Annotated in this window: 19 protein-coding genes; 16 read left to right on the top strand and 3 right to left on the bottom strand. The window is 34.9% G+C overall.

Annotated features, from left to right (window positions below; all coding sequences use genetic code 11):
- Nucleotides 1-32: 32 nt before the first annotated feature.
- The 4 genes from V7P73_RS00585 (at nt 33) to V7P73_RS00570 (ending at nt 2,713) form a co-directional block, all read left to right on the top strand.
- Complete coding sequence (locus tag V7P73_RS00585) at nt 33-806, top strand: alpha/beta fold hydrolase (protein ID WP_333850579.1); 774 nt, start codon at nt 33-35, stop codon at nt 804-806.
- Entirely contained in the window at nt 806-1,498 is a 693-nt protein-coding gene (locus tag V7P73_RS00580; RefSeq protein ID WP_333850578.1) for an RluA family pseudouridine synthase, read from the top strand. The genes V7P73_RS00585 and V7P73_RS00580 overlap by 1 nt, the downstream gene beginning before the upstream one ends.
- A 242-nt stretch (nt 1,499-1,740) precedes the next feature.
- On the top strand, nt 1,741-2,316 hold the full coding sequence (locus V7P73_RS00575) for an RNA polymerase sigma factor (protein ID WP_312421319.1): 576 nt from the start codon (nt 1,741-1,743) through the stop codon (nt 2,314-2,316).
- 10 nt (nt 2,317-2,326) lie between these two features.
- The gene (locus tag V7P73_RS00570; RefSeq protein ID WP_333850574.1) at nt 2,327-2,713 is read left to right on the top strand and encodes a hypothetical protein; all 387 of its coding nucleotides are present in this window, start codon (nt 2,327-2,329) and stop codon (nt 2,711-2,713) included.
- Between the two features lie 57 nt (nt 2,714-2,770).
- Here V7P73_RS00570 and V7P73_RS00565 read toward each other — a convergent pair whose 3' ends face one another.
- Nucleotides 2,771-5,041 (bottom strand): aconitate hydratase, encoded by a 2,271-nt coding sequence (locus tag V7P73_RS00565; protein WP_333850572.1) that lies wholly within the window; start codon nt 5,039-5,041, stop codon nt 2,771-2,773.
- 287 nt (nt 5,042-5,328) lie between these two features.
- Nucleotides 5,329-8,106, bottom strand: a complete 2,778-nt coding sequence (locus V7P73_RS00560) for a bifunctional aconitate hydratase 2/2-methylisocitrate dehydratase (protein WP_442896949.1) — start codon at nt 8,104-8,106, stop codon at nt 5,329-5,331.
- Between the two features lie 218 nt (nt 8,107-8,324).
- Between V7P73_RS00560 and V7P73_RS13950 the strand changes: the two genes are divergently transcribed.
- The 12 genes from V7P73_RS13950 (at nt 8,325) to V7P73_RS00505 (ending at nt 19,576) form a co-directional block, all read left to right on the top strand.
- Nucleotides 8,325-8,822: a DUF2752 domain-containing protein gene (locus V7P73_RS13950; RefSeq protein WP_442896948.1), complete on the top strand. Its 498-nt coding sequence runs from the start codon at nt 8,325-8,327 to the stop codon at nt 8,820-8,822.
- Nucleotides 8,823-8,836: 14 nt separating this feature from the next.
- Complete coding sequence (locus tag V7P73_RS00555; protein WP_333850570.1) at nt 8,837-9,505, top strand: WG repeat-containing protein; 669 nt, start codon at nt 8,837-8,839, stop codon at nt 9,503-9,505.
- A 241-nt stretch (nt 9,506-9,746) separates the two neighbouring features.
- Nucleotides 9,747-11,849 carry a TonB-dependent receptor gene (locus tag V7P73_RS00550; protein ID WP_333850568.1) on the top strand — a complete coding sequence of 701 codons (2,103 nt, stop codon included), beginning with the start codon at nt 9,747-9,749 and terminating at the stop codon, nt 11,847-11,849.
- A gap of 157 nt (nt 11,850-12,006) precedes the next feature.
- Nucleotides 12,007-12,675, top strand: coding sequence for a T9SS type A sorting domain-containing protein (locus tag V7P73_RS00545; protein WP_313098667.1), 669 nt, complete (start codon nt 12,007-12,009; stop codon nt 12,673-12,675).
- Between the two features lie 91 nt (nt 12,676-12,766).
- Complete coding sequence (locus V7P73_RS00540) at nt 12,767-13,444, top strand: hypothetical protein (protein WP_333851527.1); 678 nt, start codon at nt 12,767-12,769, stop codon at nt 13,442-13,444.
- Nucleotides 13,416-13,943: an acyl-CoA thioesterase gene (locus tag V7P73_RS00535; RefSeq protein WP_313098669.1), complete on the top strand. Its 528-nt coding sequence runs from the start codon at nt 13,416-13,418 to the stop codon at nt 13,941-13,943. Before V7P73_RS00540 ends, V7P73_RS00535 begins: the two co-directional genes overlap by 29 nt.
- A gap of 66 nt (nt 13,944-14,009) precedes the next feature.
- The gene (locus V7P73_RS00530; protein WP_333850564.1) at nt 14,010-14,942 is read left to right on the top strand and encodes a 2-hydroxyacid dehydrogenase; all 933 of its coding nucleotides are present in this window, start codon (nt 14,010-14,012) and stop codon (nt 14,940-14,942) included.
- A 103-nt stretch (nt 14,943-15,045) separates the two neighbouring features.
- Nucleotides 15,046-16,305 (top strand): serine hydrolase domain-containing protein, encoded by a 1,260-nt coding sequence (locus V7P73_RS00525; protein WP_333850562.1) that lies wholly within the window; start codon nt 15,046-15,048, stop codon nt 16,303-16,305.
- A gap of 202 nt (nt 16,306-16,507) precedes the next feature.
- Nucleotides 16,508-17,026, top strand: coding sequence for a sigma-70 family RNA polymerase sigma factor (locus V7P73_RS00520; RefSeq protein ID WP_333850561.1), 519 nt, complete (start codon nt 16,508-16,510; stop codon nt 17,024-17,026).
- A complete protein-coding gene (locus tag V7P73_RS00515; protein WP_333850559.1) occupies nt 16,992-17,714 on the top strand; it encodes a hypothetical protein in 723 nt (240 codons plus the stop codon). The genes V7P73_RS00520 and V7P73_RS00515 overlap by 35 nt, the downstream gene beginning before the upstream one ends.
- Nucleotides 17,715-17,792: 78 nt before the next feature.
- On the top strand, nt 17,793-19,040 hold the full coding sequence (locus tag V7P73_RS00510) for a DUF4252 domain-containing protein (protein ID WP_333850558.1): 1,248 nt from the start codon (nt 17,793-17,795) through the stop codon (nt 19,038-19,040).
- Nucleotides 19,041-19,051: 11 nt separating this feature from the next.
- Complete coding sequence (locus V7P73_RS00505; protein ID WP_333850557.1) at nt 19,052-19,576, top strand: DUF4252 domain-containing protein; 525 nt, start codon at nt 19,052-19,054, stop codon at nt 19,574-19,576.
- 2 nt (nt 19,577-19,578) lie between these two features.
- Here the strand turns inward: V7P73_RS00505 and V7P73_RS00500 are convergent, their stop codons facing one another.
- Complete coding sequence (locus V7P73_RS00500; protein ID WP_333850555.1) at nt 19,579-19,962, bottom strand: iron chaperone; 384 nt, start codon at nt 19,960-19,962, stop codon at nt 19,579-19,581.
- Between the last annotated feature and the right edge of the window lie 102 nt (nt 19,963-20,064).

The following is a 20,064-nucleotide window of genomic DNA, read 5'->3' as shown; positions in this document are numbered from 1 at the left end:
TCCTATTTCTATTTTCCTGCACATCGCAGAAAATGAAGTATGGAACTAAAACGGAGATTCACGATAAAGCTGATTCCTTACAATCACTAGTCAGAATCAAATATATCAAGAGTTTGGATTATTCTGATTTCAAGGCTGGGAAATTTGATAATGGAAAAGTCGCTGTGAATTATCGTTTTCTGAAACCACAAACAATTGAAAAGAATAAAAAATATCCATTGGTTTTGGTATTTCATGGTTCCGGCGCAATTGGTATAAATAACACTTCTCAAATGGGCGTTTTGTCCAAAATGTGGCTGTTGCAGGAAAACAGAGAACAATACCCTGTTTATGTTTTAGCGCCTCAATTTCCGATCCGTTCATCTAATTATCATCTCGACGAAAACAGGAATGTCATAGTTTCTGAGTCTAATGAACATTTGGATTTAGTTTTGAAGTCAATTGATTCTTTAATCATTAATGAAAATATTGACCGAGACAGAATCTACGTAATGGGTTTCTCAATGGGAGGCGCTACAACTTCCAACGCGATTTCCAAAAGACCAGATTTGTTTGCTTCAGCGATTAATGTTTCCGGAATTTCTCAGTTTGATAAAATGAATGAACTTATTGATATACCAATTTGGATTGTTCACGGAAGTTTGGATACAGATAATTTTCCTCAGAGTAATTTCAAGTTTTTTGATGAAATGAAATCTAAAGGCAAAGTTTTTCTTTGGGAATACAAAGACAAATATCACAACAATATTCTTTCGGCAGAGCTCGTGGACGAGATTCCGAAATGGCTACTAAAACAACATCAATAATGAATCAAAATTTTAACGATTCCCAAATCGTTTATGAAGACAATCATATGATGGTCATCAACAAAAAAGCCGGACAATTGGTTCAAGGCGATAAAACCGGTGACTTATCTTTGCTTGAATTGATTAAAGATTTCATCAAAAAAAGAGATGATAAACCGGGCAGTGTTTTTCTTGGTTTGGTTCATAGAATTGACAGGCCAACTTCGGGATTAGTCATCTATGCAAAAACTTCCAAAGCGCTTTCCCGATTGACTCAAATGGTAAAAAATCGGGAAATCAAAAAAACGTATTGGGCAGTTGTAGGTAAAGAGATGATTCCGAATTCTCAAAGATTAGTTCATTATCTCAAGAAGAATGAGAAAAACAACAAAGCGATTGTCTATCCAAAAGCAACAGAAGGCGCGAAAGAATCGATTTTGACTTATAATTTGATTAAATCCTTAGATAATTATCTTTTGCTGGAAGTTGATTTGGAAACAGGAAGACATCATCAGATTCGTGCGCAACTTTCAAAAATGGGAGTTCCGATAAAAGGTGATTTGAAATATGGTGCGCCACGTTCCAATTCTGATGGCGGGATTTCGCTTCACGCAAGGAAATTACAATTTGTACATCCTGTGACCAAAGAAAATATCGAAATCATCGCGCCAGTTCCGCAGAATGATGCAGTCTGGCGAGCTTGTGAAAAATAAATTAAGAACAACCGAAAGTATTTCTTTCGGTTGTTTGTTTTATAAAGTAGAAGTTTCTTCTTTCTTCTCTTAATTGAGCAAATTCGGAGCTTCTTTGGCCAACTTGAAAAATATCTCCATAAATTCTGAAATAGAAATCCCAATCGGAGTAACCTATAAATCCGAATTTTTCCTGAAACTGAAAAAACAATGATTTTACAAAAAATTTTAAGGTAAAAATTTTTCTGCAGCGTCATATTCATATGGAGTCGCTATCTTTACAGCCAATGGCCGAAAAAAAATCTGCATCGATTACGGAAGTCGTGAAAAATTACGGTTCACAGCTCTTGCGCTTTATCAATTCTAAAGTAGCAAAGACAGAAGATGCAGAAGATATTCTGCAGGAAGTTTGGTTTCAAACCAGCCGATTGACTAACTTAAACGAGCTAGAAAATGTTGGCGCTTGGTTGTATTCGGTTACCAGAAACAAAATCATCGACAGTTACAGAAAAAAGAAAAGTGAATCTCTGGAAGATTTTGTTTATCAGGACGAAAATGGCGAACTGAACGTCAAAGATATTCTGTTGGCTGATGATAGTAATAGTCCGGAACTTGGTGTTTTCAAAGAAATGTTTTGGAACGAGCTGATGAAAGCTCTGGATGAATTGCCAGAAAAACAAAAACGAGTTTACATCCAAAACGAGTTGGAAGATAAAACTTTACAAGAAATTGCTGACGAAGAAGGCGAGAACATAAAAACAATCATTAGTAGAAAATCATATGCTGTAAAACATTTGCGCAAAAGATTACAAAGTCTTTATGATGATTTGAAAGATTAATATTAAAGAAATGAACAGAAATAAAAAGAAATTTTGGTTAGTAATTCCTTGTATGGTTGCTGCAATGGGATTATTTGTATGGTTTTTCCAATGGCTTTGGAATGCGCTACTTCCTGATATTTTAGGTGTGAAAGCTATTAATTATTGGCAATCTTTGGGATTATTATTGTTGTCAAAGATTTTGTTTGGTGGCTTCAGTGGTGCCAAAGAAAAGTTCAAAAGACGCAATAATTTTGAACCAGATCAGAATATGAGAGAAAACTGGAAACAAAAATTCGAAACACAGTTTTGTGTAAGCGAAGAAGAACGTGAAAAGTTTAAGGAAATGTGGAAACAGAGATTCGAATCTAAGTTCTGCAGACCGGAACAACCTCAAGCAGAAGAAAATAAAGCGTAAAATAAAAGTCTCACAAAATCTGTGAGACTTTTTTTATCTGTGTAAAAAAAGAGTTTTTTAACTTTCTTTTTCCATTGCTTTAATTAGATTAAGTGCGGAGCCTGCTTTGAACCAAGCAATTTGCCCAGTATTATAGGTATGGTTGGTTTTTACAATATCCTTAGTTCCATCAGCGTGAACAAACTCCAAAGTCAATTGTTTATTTGGCGCAAATTGATCCAGATCTAAGAAATTAATGGTGTCATCTTCCTGGATTTTATCATAGTCTTCCTTGTTGTCAAATGTCAACGCCAGCATCCCTTGTTTCTTAAGGTTCGTTTCGTGGATTCTGGCAAAAGACTTAACCAAAACCGCTCTTACACCAAGATGTCTAGGTTCCATCGCAGCGTGTTCTCTGGAAGAACCTTCACCATAATTCTCGTCTCCTACAACAATAGTTGGAATTTCTGCTGCTTTATATTGTCTTGCAGAATCTGGAACTGGTTTGTATTGGCCGTCCAATGCATTTTTGACCTTGTTGGTTTCCATATTGAAAGCATTTACGGCACCTATCAACATATTGTTGGAAATGTTGTCAAGATGTCCTCTGTACTTCAACCAAGGTCCAGCCATAGAAATGTGGTCGGTAGTACATTTGCCATAGGCTTTGATTAATAATCTTGCACCTGTGATATTCAATCCGTCCCAAGCTGGGAATGCTTCTAGAATTTGCAATCTGTCAGATGTTGGGGAAACAATAACTTCAACATTAGAGCCATCTTCAGCCGGTGCAATGTAACCCGGATCATCGACATCGAATCCTAATTTTGGTAAATCGTCTCCACTTGGCTGATCCAAAAGAACTTCGACGCCATCTTTATTTTTTAATTTATCTGTTAAAGGATTGAATCTTAAATCTCCTGCAATTGCCAAAGCTGTTACCAATTCCGGCGATCCTACGAAAGCATAAGTATTTGGATTTCCATCTGCTCTTTTTGAGAAGTTTCTGTTGAAGGAGTGAACAATTGTGTTTTTTTCTTGTTTTTCAGCACCTTCACGAGCCCATTGTCCAATACAAGGTCCGCAGGCATTAGCGAAAACTTTACCTCCAATTTCGTCAAAAGTTTTCAAGAAACCATCTCTTTCTACCGTAAATCTAACTTGTTCTGAACCTGGAGTGATTGTATATTCTGCTTTTACTTCAAGATTTTTTTCTTTAGCTTGTTTAGCCACAGAAGCTGCTCTTGCGATATCTTCATAAGATGAGTTGGTACAAGAACCAATCAACCCCACTTCGATTTTTGTTGGCCAACCGTTTTTCTCAGCAATTTCTTTCATTTGCGAAATAGGAGTTGCCAAATCTGGTGTGAAAGGTCCATTAAGATAAGGTTCCAAAGTATCAAGATTAATCTCAATCACTTCATCGTAATATTTCTCTGGATTAGCGTGTACTTCTGGATCGGCTTTCAAAACGTGAGCAACAGCATCAGCTGCATCAGCCAAATCTTCTCTATCTGTTGAACGTAGATATTTGCTCATATTTTGGTCGTATTCGAAAATAGAAGTTGTTGCCCCGATTTCTGCACCCATATTACAAATCGTACCTTTTCCAGTACAAGAAAGCGAGTTTGCACCTTCTCCAAAATATTCTACAATCGCACCTGTTCCACCTTTTACAGTAAGAATTCCAGCCACTTTTAGGATAATATCTTTTGGAGCAGTCCAACCATTAAGTTTTCCTGTCAATTTAACACCAATCATTTTCGGGAATTTAAGTTCCCAAGCCATTCCTGCCATTACGTCTACAGCATCTGCGCCACCAACTCCGATCGCCACCATTCCAAGTCCACCAGCATTTACAGTGTGAGAATCGGTTCCAATCATCATTCCACCAGGGAAAGCATAGTTTTCTAAAACTACTTGGTGAATGATTCCTGCGCCGGCTTTCCAAAATCCAATGCCGTATTTGTTGGAAACGGATTCTAAAAACTGATAAACTTCGTTGTTTTTGTTATTGGCATCTACCAAATCAGTTGCAGATCCAACTCTTGCTTGAATCAAATGATCTAGGTGAACTGTTGAAGGAACTGCGACTTTTTTCTTTCCTGCCTGCATAAATTGTAAAAGCGCCATCTGAGCCGTCGCATCCTGCATTGCCACTCTATCTGGAGCAAAGTCTACATAAGATTCTCCTCTTTTAAAAGCTTCTTTTGTCTGTGAAGAAAAAAGGTGGGCGCAAAGAATTTTTTCGGAATAAGTAAGAGGTCTTCCCATAAAAGCTCTTGCTTCGTTTACTCTGTTTTCGAAATCAGAATAAACTTTTTTGATCATATCCAAGTCAAAAGTCATATCTCGATATTTTTTATTCTTATTGGTTCCGCTTTTTTATAGTAAAGCAGGAAATTTTAATTCAATACAATTCATCAAATTCCATTCCTATACTCGTAAATAAAGGATTAATTATAATGAATGATATTAATATTTTGAAAGTATGAAGTTAAGGAAAAAATAAAGTCTTTGATCTTGACCTAGGTTAAAAAAATATTAAAGCAATTAAAATAGAAAGATTCTAAACAAAAAAAATGGAAGACTTCAAAAGAAATCTTCCATTATATATTAAAACTTTAGTCTAAAAATTAATGACCAACTGTCACCAATTCTTTAATTGACGGAACGAAAGTCGTTAAATCAATTCCTTCAACAGCTGTTTTGTATTCTTCAATGCTTGGAATTCTCCCGATAATTGCAGAAAGTACAACAACCGGAGTAGATGCCAATAGAGATTCTCCTTTTTTACGTTCAGAATCTTCCACAACTCTTCCTTGGAAAAGACGGGTAGAAGTTGCTAAAACTGTATCTCCTTTCTCAGCTTTTTCTTGGTTACCCATACAAAGGTTACAACCTGGACGCTCAAGGTACATCATATTTTCATACTGTGTACGAGCTTCGCCTTTTGGAGCTGCATCGTTGAATTCGAACCCAGAATATTTTTCCAATAATTCCCAGTCACCTTCAGCTTTCAACTCGTCAATAATGTTATAAGTAGGAGCCGCAACTACCAATGGAGCTTGGAATTCTACTTTACCATTTTGCTTTTCAAGATTTCTCAACATCTGAGAAACGATTTTCAAATCGCCTTTGTGAACCATACAAGAACCTACGAAACCAAGGTCAACTTTCTTTTCGCCACCATAATAAGTAAGGTCTCTGATAGTATCGTGAGTATATCTCTTAGAAACGTCATCGTTGTTTACATCCGGATCAGCAATCATTGGCTCAACGATGATGTCTAGGTCAACAACAACTTCAGCATAATATTTAGCATTAGCATCCGGAGTTAAAGCAGGTTTGTCACCTGTTCTGATTTCCTCGATTCTCTTGTTTGCTTTATTGATTAGGCCTTGAAGAACGTGATTGTGATTGTCCATTCCTTTGTCAATCATAATCTGGATTCTGCTTTTCGCAATTTCCAAAGATTCAATCAAAGTATCGTCTTCAGAAATACAGATTGAAGCTTTAGCTTTCATTTCTGCAGTCCAGTCTGTGAATGTAAAAGCTTGGTCAGCAGGAAGAGTTCCGATGTGAACCTCAATGATTCTTCCTTGGAAAACATTTTCTCCGTCAAATTGCTTCAACATCTGAGCCTGAGTTGCGTGAACCACATCACGGAAATCCATATGCTCTTTCATATCGCCTTTGAACGTTACTTTTACAGATTCAGGAATAGGCATTGAAGCTTCACCTGTTGCCAAAGCCAAAGCTACCGTTCCAGAGTCAGCTCCGAAAGCTACACCTTTTGACATCCTTGTGTGAGAGTCACCTCCGATGATGATTGCCCATTCGTCAACCGTAATATCGTTAAGAACTTTGTGAATAACGTCTGTCATTGCGTGGTATTCACCTTTCGGGTCACGAGCTGTGATAACTCCGAAATCGTTCATAAATTTCATTAATTTAGGAATATTAGCCTGCGCTTTTTTATCCCAAACCGAAGCCGTGTGACATCCTGATTGATAAGCTCCGTCAACAATTGGAGAAATTACCGTTGCAGCCATAGATTCCAATTCCTGAGAAGTCATCAAACCTGTCGTGTCCTGAGAACCAACGATGTTTACTTCTACACGAACGTCAGAACCTGCGTGCAATAATTTACCTTCAGTCACACCAACTGCATTTCTGTTGAAGATTTTTTCAACAGCAGTAAGACCTTGTCCTTCGATAGAAATTTCTTTAGAAGGTGCGAAAACCGTTGGAGCTGTAATTCCTAAAGTTTTAGCCGCAAAAGTCTGGATTTTTTTACCAAAAACGATCGCATAAGAACCACCAGCTTTGATGAATTCTAATTTTTGCGGAGTGAATGATTTTGAAATATCTTTCAATTCAGTTTCTCCGTTGTATAATTTTTTTTCTTTAGTGTTGATTGTAAGAACAGTTCCTGTAGCCACAGAATATTTTTCTTCCAAAACAATATCGCCATTTTCATTACGAATAGGATTTCCGTTTTCGTCAGTTTTCTTAACCCAGTTTTGTAAATCGATTCCGATACCTCCGGTTACATCAACAGTTGTTAAGAAAATTGGCGAAATACCGTTTGTTCCAGCTACGATTGGAGCGATGTTTACGAAAGGAACATAAGGGCTTGCCTGTTTTCCTGTCCAAAGTGCTACGTTGTTTACACCAGACATACGAGATGAACCAACACCCATTGTCCCTTTTTCTGCAATCAGCATTACGCTTGCGTCTGGATGTTGAGTTTGAAGCATTTTGATTGCGTCCTGAGCTTCAGGCGTAATCATACATTTACCGTGCAGTTCTCTGTCTGAACGCGAGTGCGCTTGATTTCCTGGAGATAATAAATCTGTTGAAATATCTCCTTCACCAGCGATGAAAGTAACCACTTTAATTTCTTCTGCAACTTCAGGAAGCTTCGTGAAAAATTCTGCTTTTGCATAGCTTTCTAAAACTTCTTTAGCAATTATATTACCCGCTTCATAAGCTTCTTTCAAACGTGCTGTATCAGCATCATATAAGAAAACCTGAGTTTTAAGAACTTCAGCTGCTTGTTGGGCAATGTTTTCATTGTTACCTAAAGCTAAATCAAGTAACACTTCTATAGAAGGACCACCTTTCATATGAGATAATAACTCGAATGCGTAAGATGGCGTGATTTCTTCTACGGCAGATTCGCCTAAGATGATTTCTTTTAAAAACTTAGCTTTTACGCCTGCAGCACTTGTAGTTCCCGGTAAAGTGTTATAAATAAAAAATTTAAGAGAATCTGCTCTGTATTCGTTATTCGTGTCTTTGATTTGTGAAATGATCTCGCTTAATAAATCAGCGCTATCAATTGGCTTTGGATGAAGCCCTTGGTTTTTTCTTTCTTCAATCTCTTGGATGTAATCCTGATAATTCATAATAATAGAAGTCTTTTCATTCTTTAATTAGAAGATTTGTTACTATTGAAAGCTTGGGATAGGAACAAAATCTATGTGCAATGAGATAGTTTCAGTTTGTTATTTTAAATAAATTTCTGATTCTATCAATGAAATTTAATTTCTCATTAAATTTGCCCAAATTTACGAAATTCTGCGCTTTTTTAAGAGTAGAATAATTTAGATTGGAAATAAATTAGATGTCTTTTATCTATATTTTATATTTTTATCATAATAATTTCTATTTTGAGAATCGAAATATAATAGGTTTTATTATTTTGGAAATCAATCAATTAATTAGAAATAGAAAAAAAGAAATAGGCATTTTTGTCTTTTTCCTGATTTTGATTTCTGTTTATTTTTTCTTTGATCCGTCAAAAAGTTCATATTTTCTAAAATGTCCGTTAAAAGAATTAACTGGTTATGATTGTGCGGGTTGCGGTGTGCAGAGAGCTTTTCACGAGTTGCTTCATTTTAGATTTTTAAAGGCATTCTGCTACAATCCTCTATTTGTAATAGCAATTCCTTTTGTATTATTAATCTTGGTGTTTAAGTTTACCAGAGCTTATACTAAAACCAGCAAGTTTCATCGTTTAATGAAAAGTAAATTGTTTTTTTTAGTATTATTAATAATAGTTTTATTATTTTCGTTACTCAGAAATACCGATTGTTATAAGGGTATTTTCGAAAATTTCTAACTCACAAACCAACGATGAAAAATTTATTAAGCTTATGTCTAACAGGCTTCTTTTTTGTGGCATATTCTCAAATAAAGGATACGGCTATTCCTGCGCTTATTCCTCAAACAATCAATCAGAAAAAAGGTTACATCAACCAATCCGGTAAAATAGTAATACCTGCTGAATATCAAATAGCAATGTTCTTTTCCGAAGATTGTAACTTACTGAATTCTCCTAACAAAAAAGTTAGAATTTATGGTTCGTCTGATTATGCAATGGTTGAAAAAAATCAAATTTCCTACAGAATAGACAGAAAAGGAAAGCGAGTTTATCGGTATAAAAAAGAAGATTTAGGCAAATGTGTTTCCCCTTATGAATCTCCCAAGTATAAAGCTTTTGTAATGAATGGTTTTTATGGTTTAGTAAGCAAAGAAAGTGTTGATTATAAAAATTATAAAGAATTTGAAATCTATCCACAATATCAGATGTTATATGTTTTGGATAGTGACAAAGAAAATCCAATGATCGTAGCTGTTTTGGATAATAAGTTTGGTGTAATTAATAAAAATAATCAAATCGTGATTCCATTTATTTACGACGATATTAAAACTAATTTGAGCTGGAAAACTGCTAATTTGTTTGAAGTTTCAAAAGATGGGAACGAGTATTTTTACATCAATAAAAATAATCACGCATATTAATTAAAATTTTTCTAATTTCGCGGTCAGAAATTTAAGGGGTGCTGTAACAAGCTGAGATTATACCCAATGAACCTGGAACAGATAATGCTGTTTAGGGAAACATTCATTATTAATGATGAATGATAAAAAATAAATGATTAATAATAACGTTATAAAAAATCATTTATCAATCATCACAAATCATTTATAACCATAATCGCCCCTTTTATTCTCATAAATTTTAACAATTAAATTTAAAAGAATGAAAGGATTTATTTTTTTAGGAGTATTTGTTACTCCATTTTATTTTTCTCAAACTACAGATTCTACACAAGTTACGAATATCCAAGCTGTAGAATTTACCAAAAGAACGCCAACTGCAAAAGCAATTATTAATGTCCAAAAAGATTTGGCAGATAAAAATCTTGGGCAAGATTTACCGATTCTTTTGAAAAACCAAATGTCTGTAATCTCTACTTCTGATGCAGGTAATGGCGTTGGTTACACAGGATTCAGAATTAGAGGTACTGCTGGAACGAGTGTCAATGTGATGATGAATGGTGTTCCGTACAACGATTCCGAATCTCAAGGAACTTTTTTTGTGAATGTTCCGGATCTCACAAGTTCTGCTTCACAAATTGTAATACAGAGAGGTGTAGGAACTTCTTCTAATGGGGTTTCTGCCTTTGGAGCTAGTGTTAATGTGATTTCCAAAGATCCCTCAGATGAATTTTCAGTAAAATCTGATGACTCTTATGGTTCATTCAATACGTACAAATATTCTGCAGAAATCAATTCTGGGAAATTTTGGAAAAACCGTTTGTCTGTGATGGGAAGATATACACATATCCATTCCGATGGTTATATAGACAGAGCTTTTTCTAATCTTCATTCCTATAATTTTTCTGCTTTGTTTCAAGAAAAAAATACGGAGCTGAGGTTCTTGGCTTTCGGAGGAAAGGAGAAAACATATCAAGCTTGGAATGGAGTGGATAAAGCTACTTGGGAAACAAACCCTAAATTCAATTATTCTGGAGCAATCTATGATGCAAACTGGGAAAATATTGTTGATTTTTATGATAATGAAACAGATAATTACAAGCAAAATCATTATCAGTTATTATGGAACCAGAGATTTTCTGATGATTGGAAATTAGAAACCACAGCACATTATACCAAAGGAAAAGGTTATTATGAAAATTACAAACAAGATGCTAAGTTCTCTAAATACAACTTGCCTAATATCATCGACAACGGAATAGAAATTAAAACCTCAGATTTCATCAGAAAAAAATGGCTGGACAACGATTTTTATGGCGTGATTTCTACTTTATATGGGAAATTAGGTAATCTTGATTTGAATTTCGGAGCAGTTGCCAATCAGTATTACGGAAGACATTTTGGTAATGTAACTGGCGTTTTTCTACCCCAAATTGATGAACACGAATATTACCGAAATAATTCGGTGAAGAACGAAGTTTCTGGATTTGCCAAAGCTATTTATAAATTAAACCAATTAGAATTTTTTGGCGATTTGCAACTAAGAAACATCAATTATGATACAAAAATTGTCCAACAAGGCGATGGTGAAGGTGCAGACCTTTACAGAAAATGGACTTTTTTCAACCCCAAAGTTGGTGTCAATTTCAATATTGAAAACGGAAAAGTATTCGTTTCCTATGCCAATGCGCATCGCGAACCAAACCGAGATGATCTTTTTGCAAATCCGACCACAAAAGAAGAAACCTTACACGATTTCGAAGCAGGTTGGGAACAGCAGATTGGAAAAGTTGCTGTGACTGCCAATGCCTACTATATGTATTACAAAAATCAGTTGGTTTTGAACGGTCAAATCAATAACGTTGGAGAATTCATTAGAACAAATAGTGGAAGAAGTTACCGATTAGGACTAGAATTGGGAGTTTTGTCCAAAATTACTGACCAGCTTCAGATTTCGGCCAATGCGACCATCAGTGAGAATAAGAACCAAAATTTTTACTCGGAAACAGAAGATGGTTTGAAAGACTACGGGAATACTGATATATCTTTCTCCCCAAGTATCATTGCCAATGCCAATATTCAATATTCGCCTGTTAAGAATTTGAATTTTGGAGTTACTGGACAATTTGTAGGGAAGCAATTCTTGGATAATACTGGAGACCTTGAAAATCAGCTGGATTCATATTTTGTTCCGGACTTCAATGTTTCGTACAAATTGCCTTTTCAGAAACAAGAAGTGACTTTGAGGTTCTTGTTAAATAATTTCACCAATACGAAGTATGTCAACAACGGTTTTAGTGGACCATATTACTTCGCGCAAGCCGGAATTAACTTCCTTTTTGGGGTTTCTTTGAAGTTTAGATAAAATTTTAAATACTGAAAATCAATAAGTTGTATATTTTTAAGGTCTATTTGTAAACTTTTTTATTGTTAACAAAAAATTAATATTAGATTTACAGAGATTTCTTTGATGAAGAATAAAAATCATTGAAATCAAATATAGACCTTAAAAATTTACATCAATGAAAAAAATCTATTCTTTAGCACTTGCGGCTTTTGCAAGTGTTGCACTTTCTGCACAATTAACTTATACCGTGACGAATGGTGTTTATAAATTAACTTACGGAAAATCAGGAGACTGGAGTTTCTACGATCCGCAAAGTAATCCAACATTCTATGTCCACGTTTGGTCTGCACAGTCAGATGGGGATAATGACAAAGGAAACTTCGACGATTCTTGGAATAACTCAAACACCATGATGAACTGGGATGCTACAGAAAATGCCTACGTTGGAACTATTGACCTCAATTCCAAGCTCTTTACCAATTCCAACTCTACAATGCCACAGGGAACTGTAGTGCAAAGAATTGGTGTTGTTTTTAAAAACAAATCGAATGGAGCCGACTTTCAATCTGGCGACAGAGATCTTGAAGGGCCAACAACTTTGACAACCTTAGCCGTATCTGAAGTTGGTTCAAAAACAAAATCTCAGGTTGCAGCTGGAAAATTATTTACTTCTGCAAAAGGAAATCTGGATATCACAGTTTATGATTTTGGAGGAAAAGTAATCAAGACCTTAAAAATAAACGCAAATGGAAGTCCAATTGACTTGAACCTTTCTCAAAAAGGAATGTTCTTGGCTACGATTTCTGGTAACAACATCTCAGAAGTTGTGAAATTTGCATACTAAGTTTAGTTAATTCATATCAAATCAAGAAGGTTGCTGTAAAAGCAACCTTTTATATTTTCTTTAACATCAAAAATTATGTAGTTTTGTGGCGATGAATTTTGAATATCTTTTATATCAATATCTTCTGAAGCATAATAGAGCAGAAGTTCCGGAATTTGGTGTCTTTGAACTTACCAAGGAATCTGCAAAAATTGATGCAGAAAATTCTATTATTATTCCTCCGAAAGAAACGGTTACTTTCGAATATAATCCATTTGGTTACGACAGTCAGTTAGCGAAACATATTGCTAATGAAACCAACACGAATCTTTTTATAGTTCAAATGAACCTTAAAAATGAAGTGGCAAAATGGTTTCAGAAATTACAGACTGAAACCGTTCTGAATCTTGAAAATCTTGGTCAATATCAATTAAACGAAGATAACAAGGTTATTAAAGTAACAAATAATGATGAAGATGTTTTTGGTTTTGAAAAAGTGGATTTGCAACATCTTAAAACTTTAAAATCAAAAAATAATTTTACAGAAGATTATACCCTTAATAAAAGTGTTATTTGGGCTTTTCTAAGTGTAATTGTTGTTGGGTTAGTAGCATTCTTTCTTTTTGGAGACCAAGAACTGATATTCGGAAAATCATCAAATATCCCGACAAAACAAATTGTCAAAACAGTTGAGAAACCAAAAGTGTTGGTTGCTCCCAAACAAGATTCTATAAAAACAGATAGTATAAAACCTACAACTAATGCAAAAATCCAAAAAACCAATAGATAGCCTTACGGTAATGACGAACATCGTCCTGCCCAACGAAACCAATTCATTAAGAAATCTTTTCGGAGGCGAGCTGTTGTCAAGAATGGACAGAGCGGCTTCTATCTCAGCAACAAGACATTGCGAAAGAAGAGTTGTAACCGCTTCTGTGAATCACGTTTCTTTCAATCATCCGATTCCGGAAGGTGGAATTGTAGTTTTGGAATCCAAAGTTTCCAGAGCGTTTTCTACATCAATGGAAGTTTACGTGGATGTTTGGTTGGATGATCCGATTAATCAGACAAAAATCCATACAAACGAGGGGATTTATACTTTTGTTGCGGTGGACGAGTTCAATCGTCCGATTCCGATTCCTACAATTGAGCCGGAAACAGAAGATGAACTAAAACGTTTTGATGCAGCGCTCAGAAGAAAAGAATTATCACTAATTCTTTCTGGAAGAATGAAACCAACAGATTCTGTAGAATTGAAAAAATTGTTTGCAGGAGAAATTGAGATATAAATGACAACGGAAGATTTTTCTTCCGTTTCTTTTTTATCAATTATGAATTATCATTTATAATCAATTATGAAAATCTTATTATTAGACACCAACCATCCATTAATAGAAGAACAACTTTCTGAAAAAGGTTTTGTTTTTGATGCAGATTATACTTCCAGTTATGATGAGGTTTTGGAGAAAATCCAGAATTATGAAGGAATTATTATCCGAAGCAGAATCCCATTAGACGAAAATTTTCTGACTAAGGCTTCTCATCTCAAATTCATTGCGAGAGTTGGCGCAGGAATGGAAAATATCGATATTGAAACGGCTGCTGATTTAGGAATTAAATTAATTAATTCGCCGGAAGGAAACCGAGATTCTGTGGCGGAACACGTTGTCGGGATGTTGTTGATTCTAATGAACAGATTATTCATAGCGTCTAATGAAGTGAAAAACGGAATCTGGAAACGCGAAGAAAATCGTGGCGATGAATTGCTTGGGAAAACTTTCGGAATCATCGGTTACGGCAATATGGGAAAAGCCACGGCGAAAAGACTTTCAGGTTTTGGAGTCAAAGTTATTTTCTATGATATTTTACCTAATCTCTCTGACGAATTTGCAACGCAAGTTTCTTTGGAAGAACTTCAAAAAAGAGCAGATATTCTGAGTCTTCATATTCCTTTGACAGATGAAACTCATTATCTGATAGATGAGGAATTCATTTCAAAAATGGAAAATAATTTCTATTTCGTCAATACCGCTCGTGGGAAAAATTTAAAAACTAAAGCTTTAGTACAAGCAATTGAATCAGGCAAAGTTTTAGGTGCTTGTCTGGATGTTTTGGAATACGAAAAGTCATCTTTTGAAAATCTTGAAACAGAAAATCAAGATTTGAAATATTTATTAGATTCTGAAAAAGTGATTGTTACGCCACATATTGGAGGTTGGACGCATCAGAGCAAAGAAAAATTGGCTCAGGTGATTGTTGATAAAATTCTTGCGGATTTTAAAAATTAAGTCTCGAAAAATTTCTCCACATTTAACAATTCTTAAGAAAATTGGTGTCTTCTAAAGACTCATTTTATGTTAACTTGCGAGCCTTAACGAAGTTTGGATAACAATGAATTTTAGAAAAATAATTACAGTTAGTTTAGCAGTTGCAACCATCATTTCCTGCAAAAAACAAAAAGAAGAAACAGCAGAAATTTACCAATCCAAACTTCCCAATTACAGTAATGTAGATTTATCAAAAGTATTTACACCGGCAGAGTCTACTTTAGAAAATGAGTCTACAATTCTCCCTCTCATCGATAATTATTATCAGAAAGTTTGGGAACAAGGTGATCTAAGTGGTGGAATTCTTGTTGCGAAAGGTGATAAAATTATCTTCGAAAAATACAGAGGTTTTGGCAGAGAAAATATGCAAATACCAATTGATGAAAATACGCCACTTCACGTAGCTTCGGTCAGCAAAACGATGACAGCAATGGCTGTTCTGAAATTGGTTGAAGCTGGAAAGCTGAAGCTGGAAGATGATTTGACTAAGTTTTTTCCAAAATTCCCTTATAAAGATATTACGGTTTTCAGTTTGTTGTCCCAAAGAAGTGGACTTCCGAAATATGAACATTTTGACCAAGGCATCAAACCAGCTCCGGAGGAATTGAAAAAAGAATTTTTGACGAATCAGGATGTTTTGGATATGTTGATTAAATACAAGCCCGAATTAGCGCGAGTTTCCAACACTGGTTTTATGTACTGCAACACCAATTTCGCTTTGTTGGCTCTGATTGTAGAAAAAGTGACTGCAACAGCTTTTCCGGAAGCGATGCAGGAGATTGTTTTCAAACCGCTGAAAATGAATCATACGTTTATATTCCAGAAAAAAGATATTCCGACGGCTTCACAATCATTCTACAGCGGTTTCAGATTGTATCCATTGGCAAATCTGGACTTGATTTATGGCGATAAAAACGTTTATACCACACCAAAAGATTTACTTAATTTTTCAGTTGCATTATTTTCAAAAGATTTCTTGAAGCCTGAATTAGCCAATAAAATATTCGAACCTTACAGCAACGAGAAAAAAGGAATCAACAATTATGGTTTAGGTTTCCGAATGAAAGAATTCGATAATGGAGAAAAATTAACTTATCATAATGGTTGGTGGCACGGGACCAATTCTGTTTTTGCACATCTTCTGAAATCTAAAGTGACGATTATTGCTATTGGAAACAAATATTCACAAAGAGTTTATTCTGCATTGTCATTATCTGGATTGTTTGAAAATTTCCCTTTCGAAATGGAAAAATTCAACAAAACAATGAATCCTAACGGAGCTTCGGCAGAAACCGATTCGGCAAATGTTAATTCTGGAGAATAAATAACCACACAACATAACGGCAGAAATATAAAAATATTTTATTTTAAATAAATTGATTATCAGAACTTTAATAATTATTAAAGTTCTTTTTTTATTTTTGATGTAATAAATTCTGATTGACAAATGTCTTACTTTTAAACAACCAAGAAATTAAAAGGTTTCAAGAATAAATGCTTTTAACCTCAAACATTAACCTGAATCTATGACTCAAGACAACTTTAAACAAACGGTCTACATTCTCAAAGATGAGATGTATCGTTTTGCGAAAAAGTTTTTGATGAGCGCAGATGAAGCCGAAGATGTTGTAATGGATTTGATGATGAAGTTCTGGCAAAAGAAAAATGAATTAATGGTTGTAGAAAATCTGAAAAGTTTTGCGCTGCGAAGTGTGAAAAACGAATGTCTGAACCGCTTGAAACACCACGAAGTGAAACTCGGATTTGCAAGCCAGACAAGACATCAGTCAGAACTTTATCAGATAGAGACAAATAATATGAGAGAGCAGATTTTGGGATTTATCAACCAGCTGCCCGAGAAACAAAAAATGGTCATTCACTTGAAAGATGTCGAAGAATATGAGATTTCGGAGATTTCTGAAATTATGGAGATGGAGGAAAATGCAGTCCGCGTGAACCTGATGAGAGCCAGACAAAAAGTGAAAGAATCAATTAACCAACTTTATGAATATGAAAACAGACAGATACAAGGATTGGGAATCTAGATTCTTCGAAGGCGAAGAGCTGACGCCGGAAGAACATCTGTTTCTCAAAAACGAAAGCGATAATCCTTATTTTTCTTTTCTGAATGAAGAGAAACAGGATAAATTGGATATAAGCTTCGAGGATTTCTTGAAGAAAACTGAAGAGCCAAAAATAGTTGCACTTCCAATTGTTAAGAAAAAATCTTATGCCCAGTATTGGATGGCTGCGAGTTTGGTTCTGTTGATGGGAATAACAGGACTTTGGATGTTCAATAATCCTGAAAATATAGCACCTCAAGTTGCTAATCATACTGTAAAACCTAAGAAAATTGAAGCTCCAAAAGTTGTTCCAGTTGAAGAAACTCAGACTCAACAGTCGGTTTTAGCTCAGCAAGATGTACAGCCAGAAAAGCCAGAAATAGAGAATAAAAATACAGTTGATAATCAACAATCAACAACACAATTGGCGCATCATCAGCCGAAACAAATTAAAACTGATTATCAAACCCATAATCAAGTAAACTCAGATTCAGATTATAATCCGAATTATGTTATCATCAATGGAAAACCAATCTACAATGAGCAGGAAGCTATTGCTATAACAGAGGATACTTTTAATTATTTCGCAAGTAACGTTACCCAAACCATAAATCACGCAGAATCTGCCCAAAATCAAACTGTTGATTTTTATAAGATTCTTAATTTTTAACATTAATTAAAATCGCTGTCAAAGAAAATTCTGAAAATTAGTACTAATAAAATAGCGATTGCATAGACCAAAATTATTATGAAAAAAATATCAATATTCATCGTATTATTTCTTCTGTCCACTAATATTTTCGGACAAACAGAAGAACTTAATAAGCTCTTTGATAAATATCAGGACACAGAAGGTGTGACATCTATCAAGATTGCGAAGCCTATGTTCAAATTATTGAATAATCTTAAAATAGATGATGAAGAACTAGGCAAGATCCAACCACTTTTAGGCAAAGTTAACGGACTGAAAATGCTTGTTCTTGAGAAATCCGGAACATCCAAAAACCCGATTGTGAACGAAGGAAAAATTGAGAAAGATATCGCCGCATCGCTTAAAAATATGAAGTATGAAGAGCTGGTAACTGTAAACAGTAAAGATGCGAAGATCAAGTTTATGGCTCAGGATATTACAGCCAATGTGATGGACAATCTGATTCTTAACATTATGTCAGATGACAGCTCAGTTCTGATGATGCTGGACGGAAAAATCTCTATGGATGATGTCAATAACCTGATGTCTGAAACAAAAAATGTCACTTCATTAAATCCGGTGTCTACTATCAAATCAGACAATGTCAATGTTGGAAGCGAAAGAAATGTTCCTGCCTTTAACGGAATAGAAACTTCTTCAGGTGTTGATGTAGAATTCACTCAAAGCCCAAAACAAAGTGTGGTTGTAAAAGTAGAGCCAGAAAAACAACAATACGTTATAACAGAAGTTGAAAACGGTATTTTGAAAATATTTGTAAGAAACAAAGGTATTAAGAATTTGAATTTCAATAGTCTAAAGGTAATTGTTTCCGGCCCAAAATTATCAAAATTGATTACCAAATCTGGTTCGACTTTCAAAGCGATAAATCTGGTTAGCGAGACTACTTTTGCCGCAAGTTGTTCATCTGGTTCACAGGTTTCAGGAAGCTTTAAAGTTTCTACAAACACGGCATTGGATGTTTCTTCTGGAGTAAGCGTGAAATTCAATCTTGAAACTAAATCTCTAGCGTTGGAAGCTAGCAGCGGAAGCTCAATCAAATTGACAGGAAAAGCAGATTCTGGAGTTTACAGCGCAAGTAGTGGAAGTTCTATCTCAGCAGGAGATTTCGTAACCAAATCTGCAGTTGTAGATGCTTCTTCCGGCTCAAGTGTGAAAATTAATACAACCGAAAGTTTAACAGCAAGTGCAACATCTGCCGCGTCTGTACAATACAGAGGGAATCCTTCTAAAGTGACCAAATCTGCCAGCGAAAGAACAGGTTCAACAATAAACTCAATCAACTAAAAACTAAAGCTATGATACGATTCTTATACATCATTATTTTGACGATTGTCGGTTTTTTTCTTCAGTCGTGTATGGTTTCTCAAAATAAAGTTCACACAGACTTTTTTGATAATACAGGATTTAAAGAAAGTTCGACTTTTGTCAGTATCAATGTTCCTACTTTCTTGGCGAAATCCTATGTGAAAAATGCTTTGAGAGAAGACGGAGAAAGTCAGGAAGTCATAGACTTGGTAAAGAAAATCAGCGATGTAAAAGTTCTGATTGTAGAAAGCTCTAAAACACCTGTAAAAGCAGAATTCCAGAAATATTTGACTAAGAATAATTACGAAGAATGGATGTCTTTAAAACAACAAGGCCAACTAATTAGCATCAATGCGCAACAATCAAGTGACTTAATCAAGAGAATGATAATTACCGTAAATGATGATAATGATCAAAATATTTTCGTAGATGTGAAAGGAAAATTTTCGACGGATGACATCTCAAAAATTATCAACGCCACGGAAAAAAACCAAATCAAAATTCATAGAAACTAAATTTAAATTGAACCACTAATTTGTAGTGGTTTTGTGCTTTGGAGAATCTTGGATTTTCTGTAATTCGCAATTTTATTAATTAATTCTAATGGAAGCTCTGAAGATAAAGGAATCTGAATAGAACCTTTTGAAGTCTTATAATTTTCCAATTCTTTTTCAAAAACTACAATCGCTTCTGAACCAGGATAAATTCCAATATGATTTTTGTAAGCCGCAAAATGAATTAAGTTCTTAATCTTAAAAGTAAAAGTTGGCATTGCATATTTGATGCATTCCTCAACTTCTGGAATTTCGTTCTTAATTTCAGTTCTGATTTGTTCTAATTTCTCAATAATTTCTTTATCGAAATAAGAAAAATAATCCTCAAAGTTTTTATAGGTTTTCATTTTAGAAATGAACTTTAGTCACTTTATCGTGAGATTTTAAATAGAGTGGAAGCGCGGCAGAGCCATACCATTTATAAATTTCCATATCAAAAATTCCTGACT

The sequence above is a fragment of the Epilithonimonas sp. genome (genome assembly GCF_036780765.1).
Taxonomy (GTDB): domain Bacteria; phylum Bacteroidota; class Bacteroidia; order Flavobacteriales; family Weeksellaceae; genus Epilithonimonas.
Note: the sequence above shows the minus strand (reverse complement) of the source record. Positions and strands in the feature narration are given on the sequence as shown.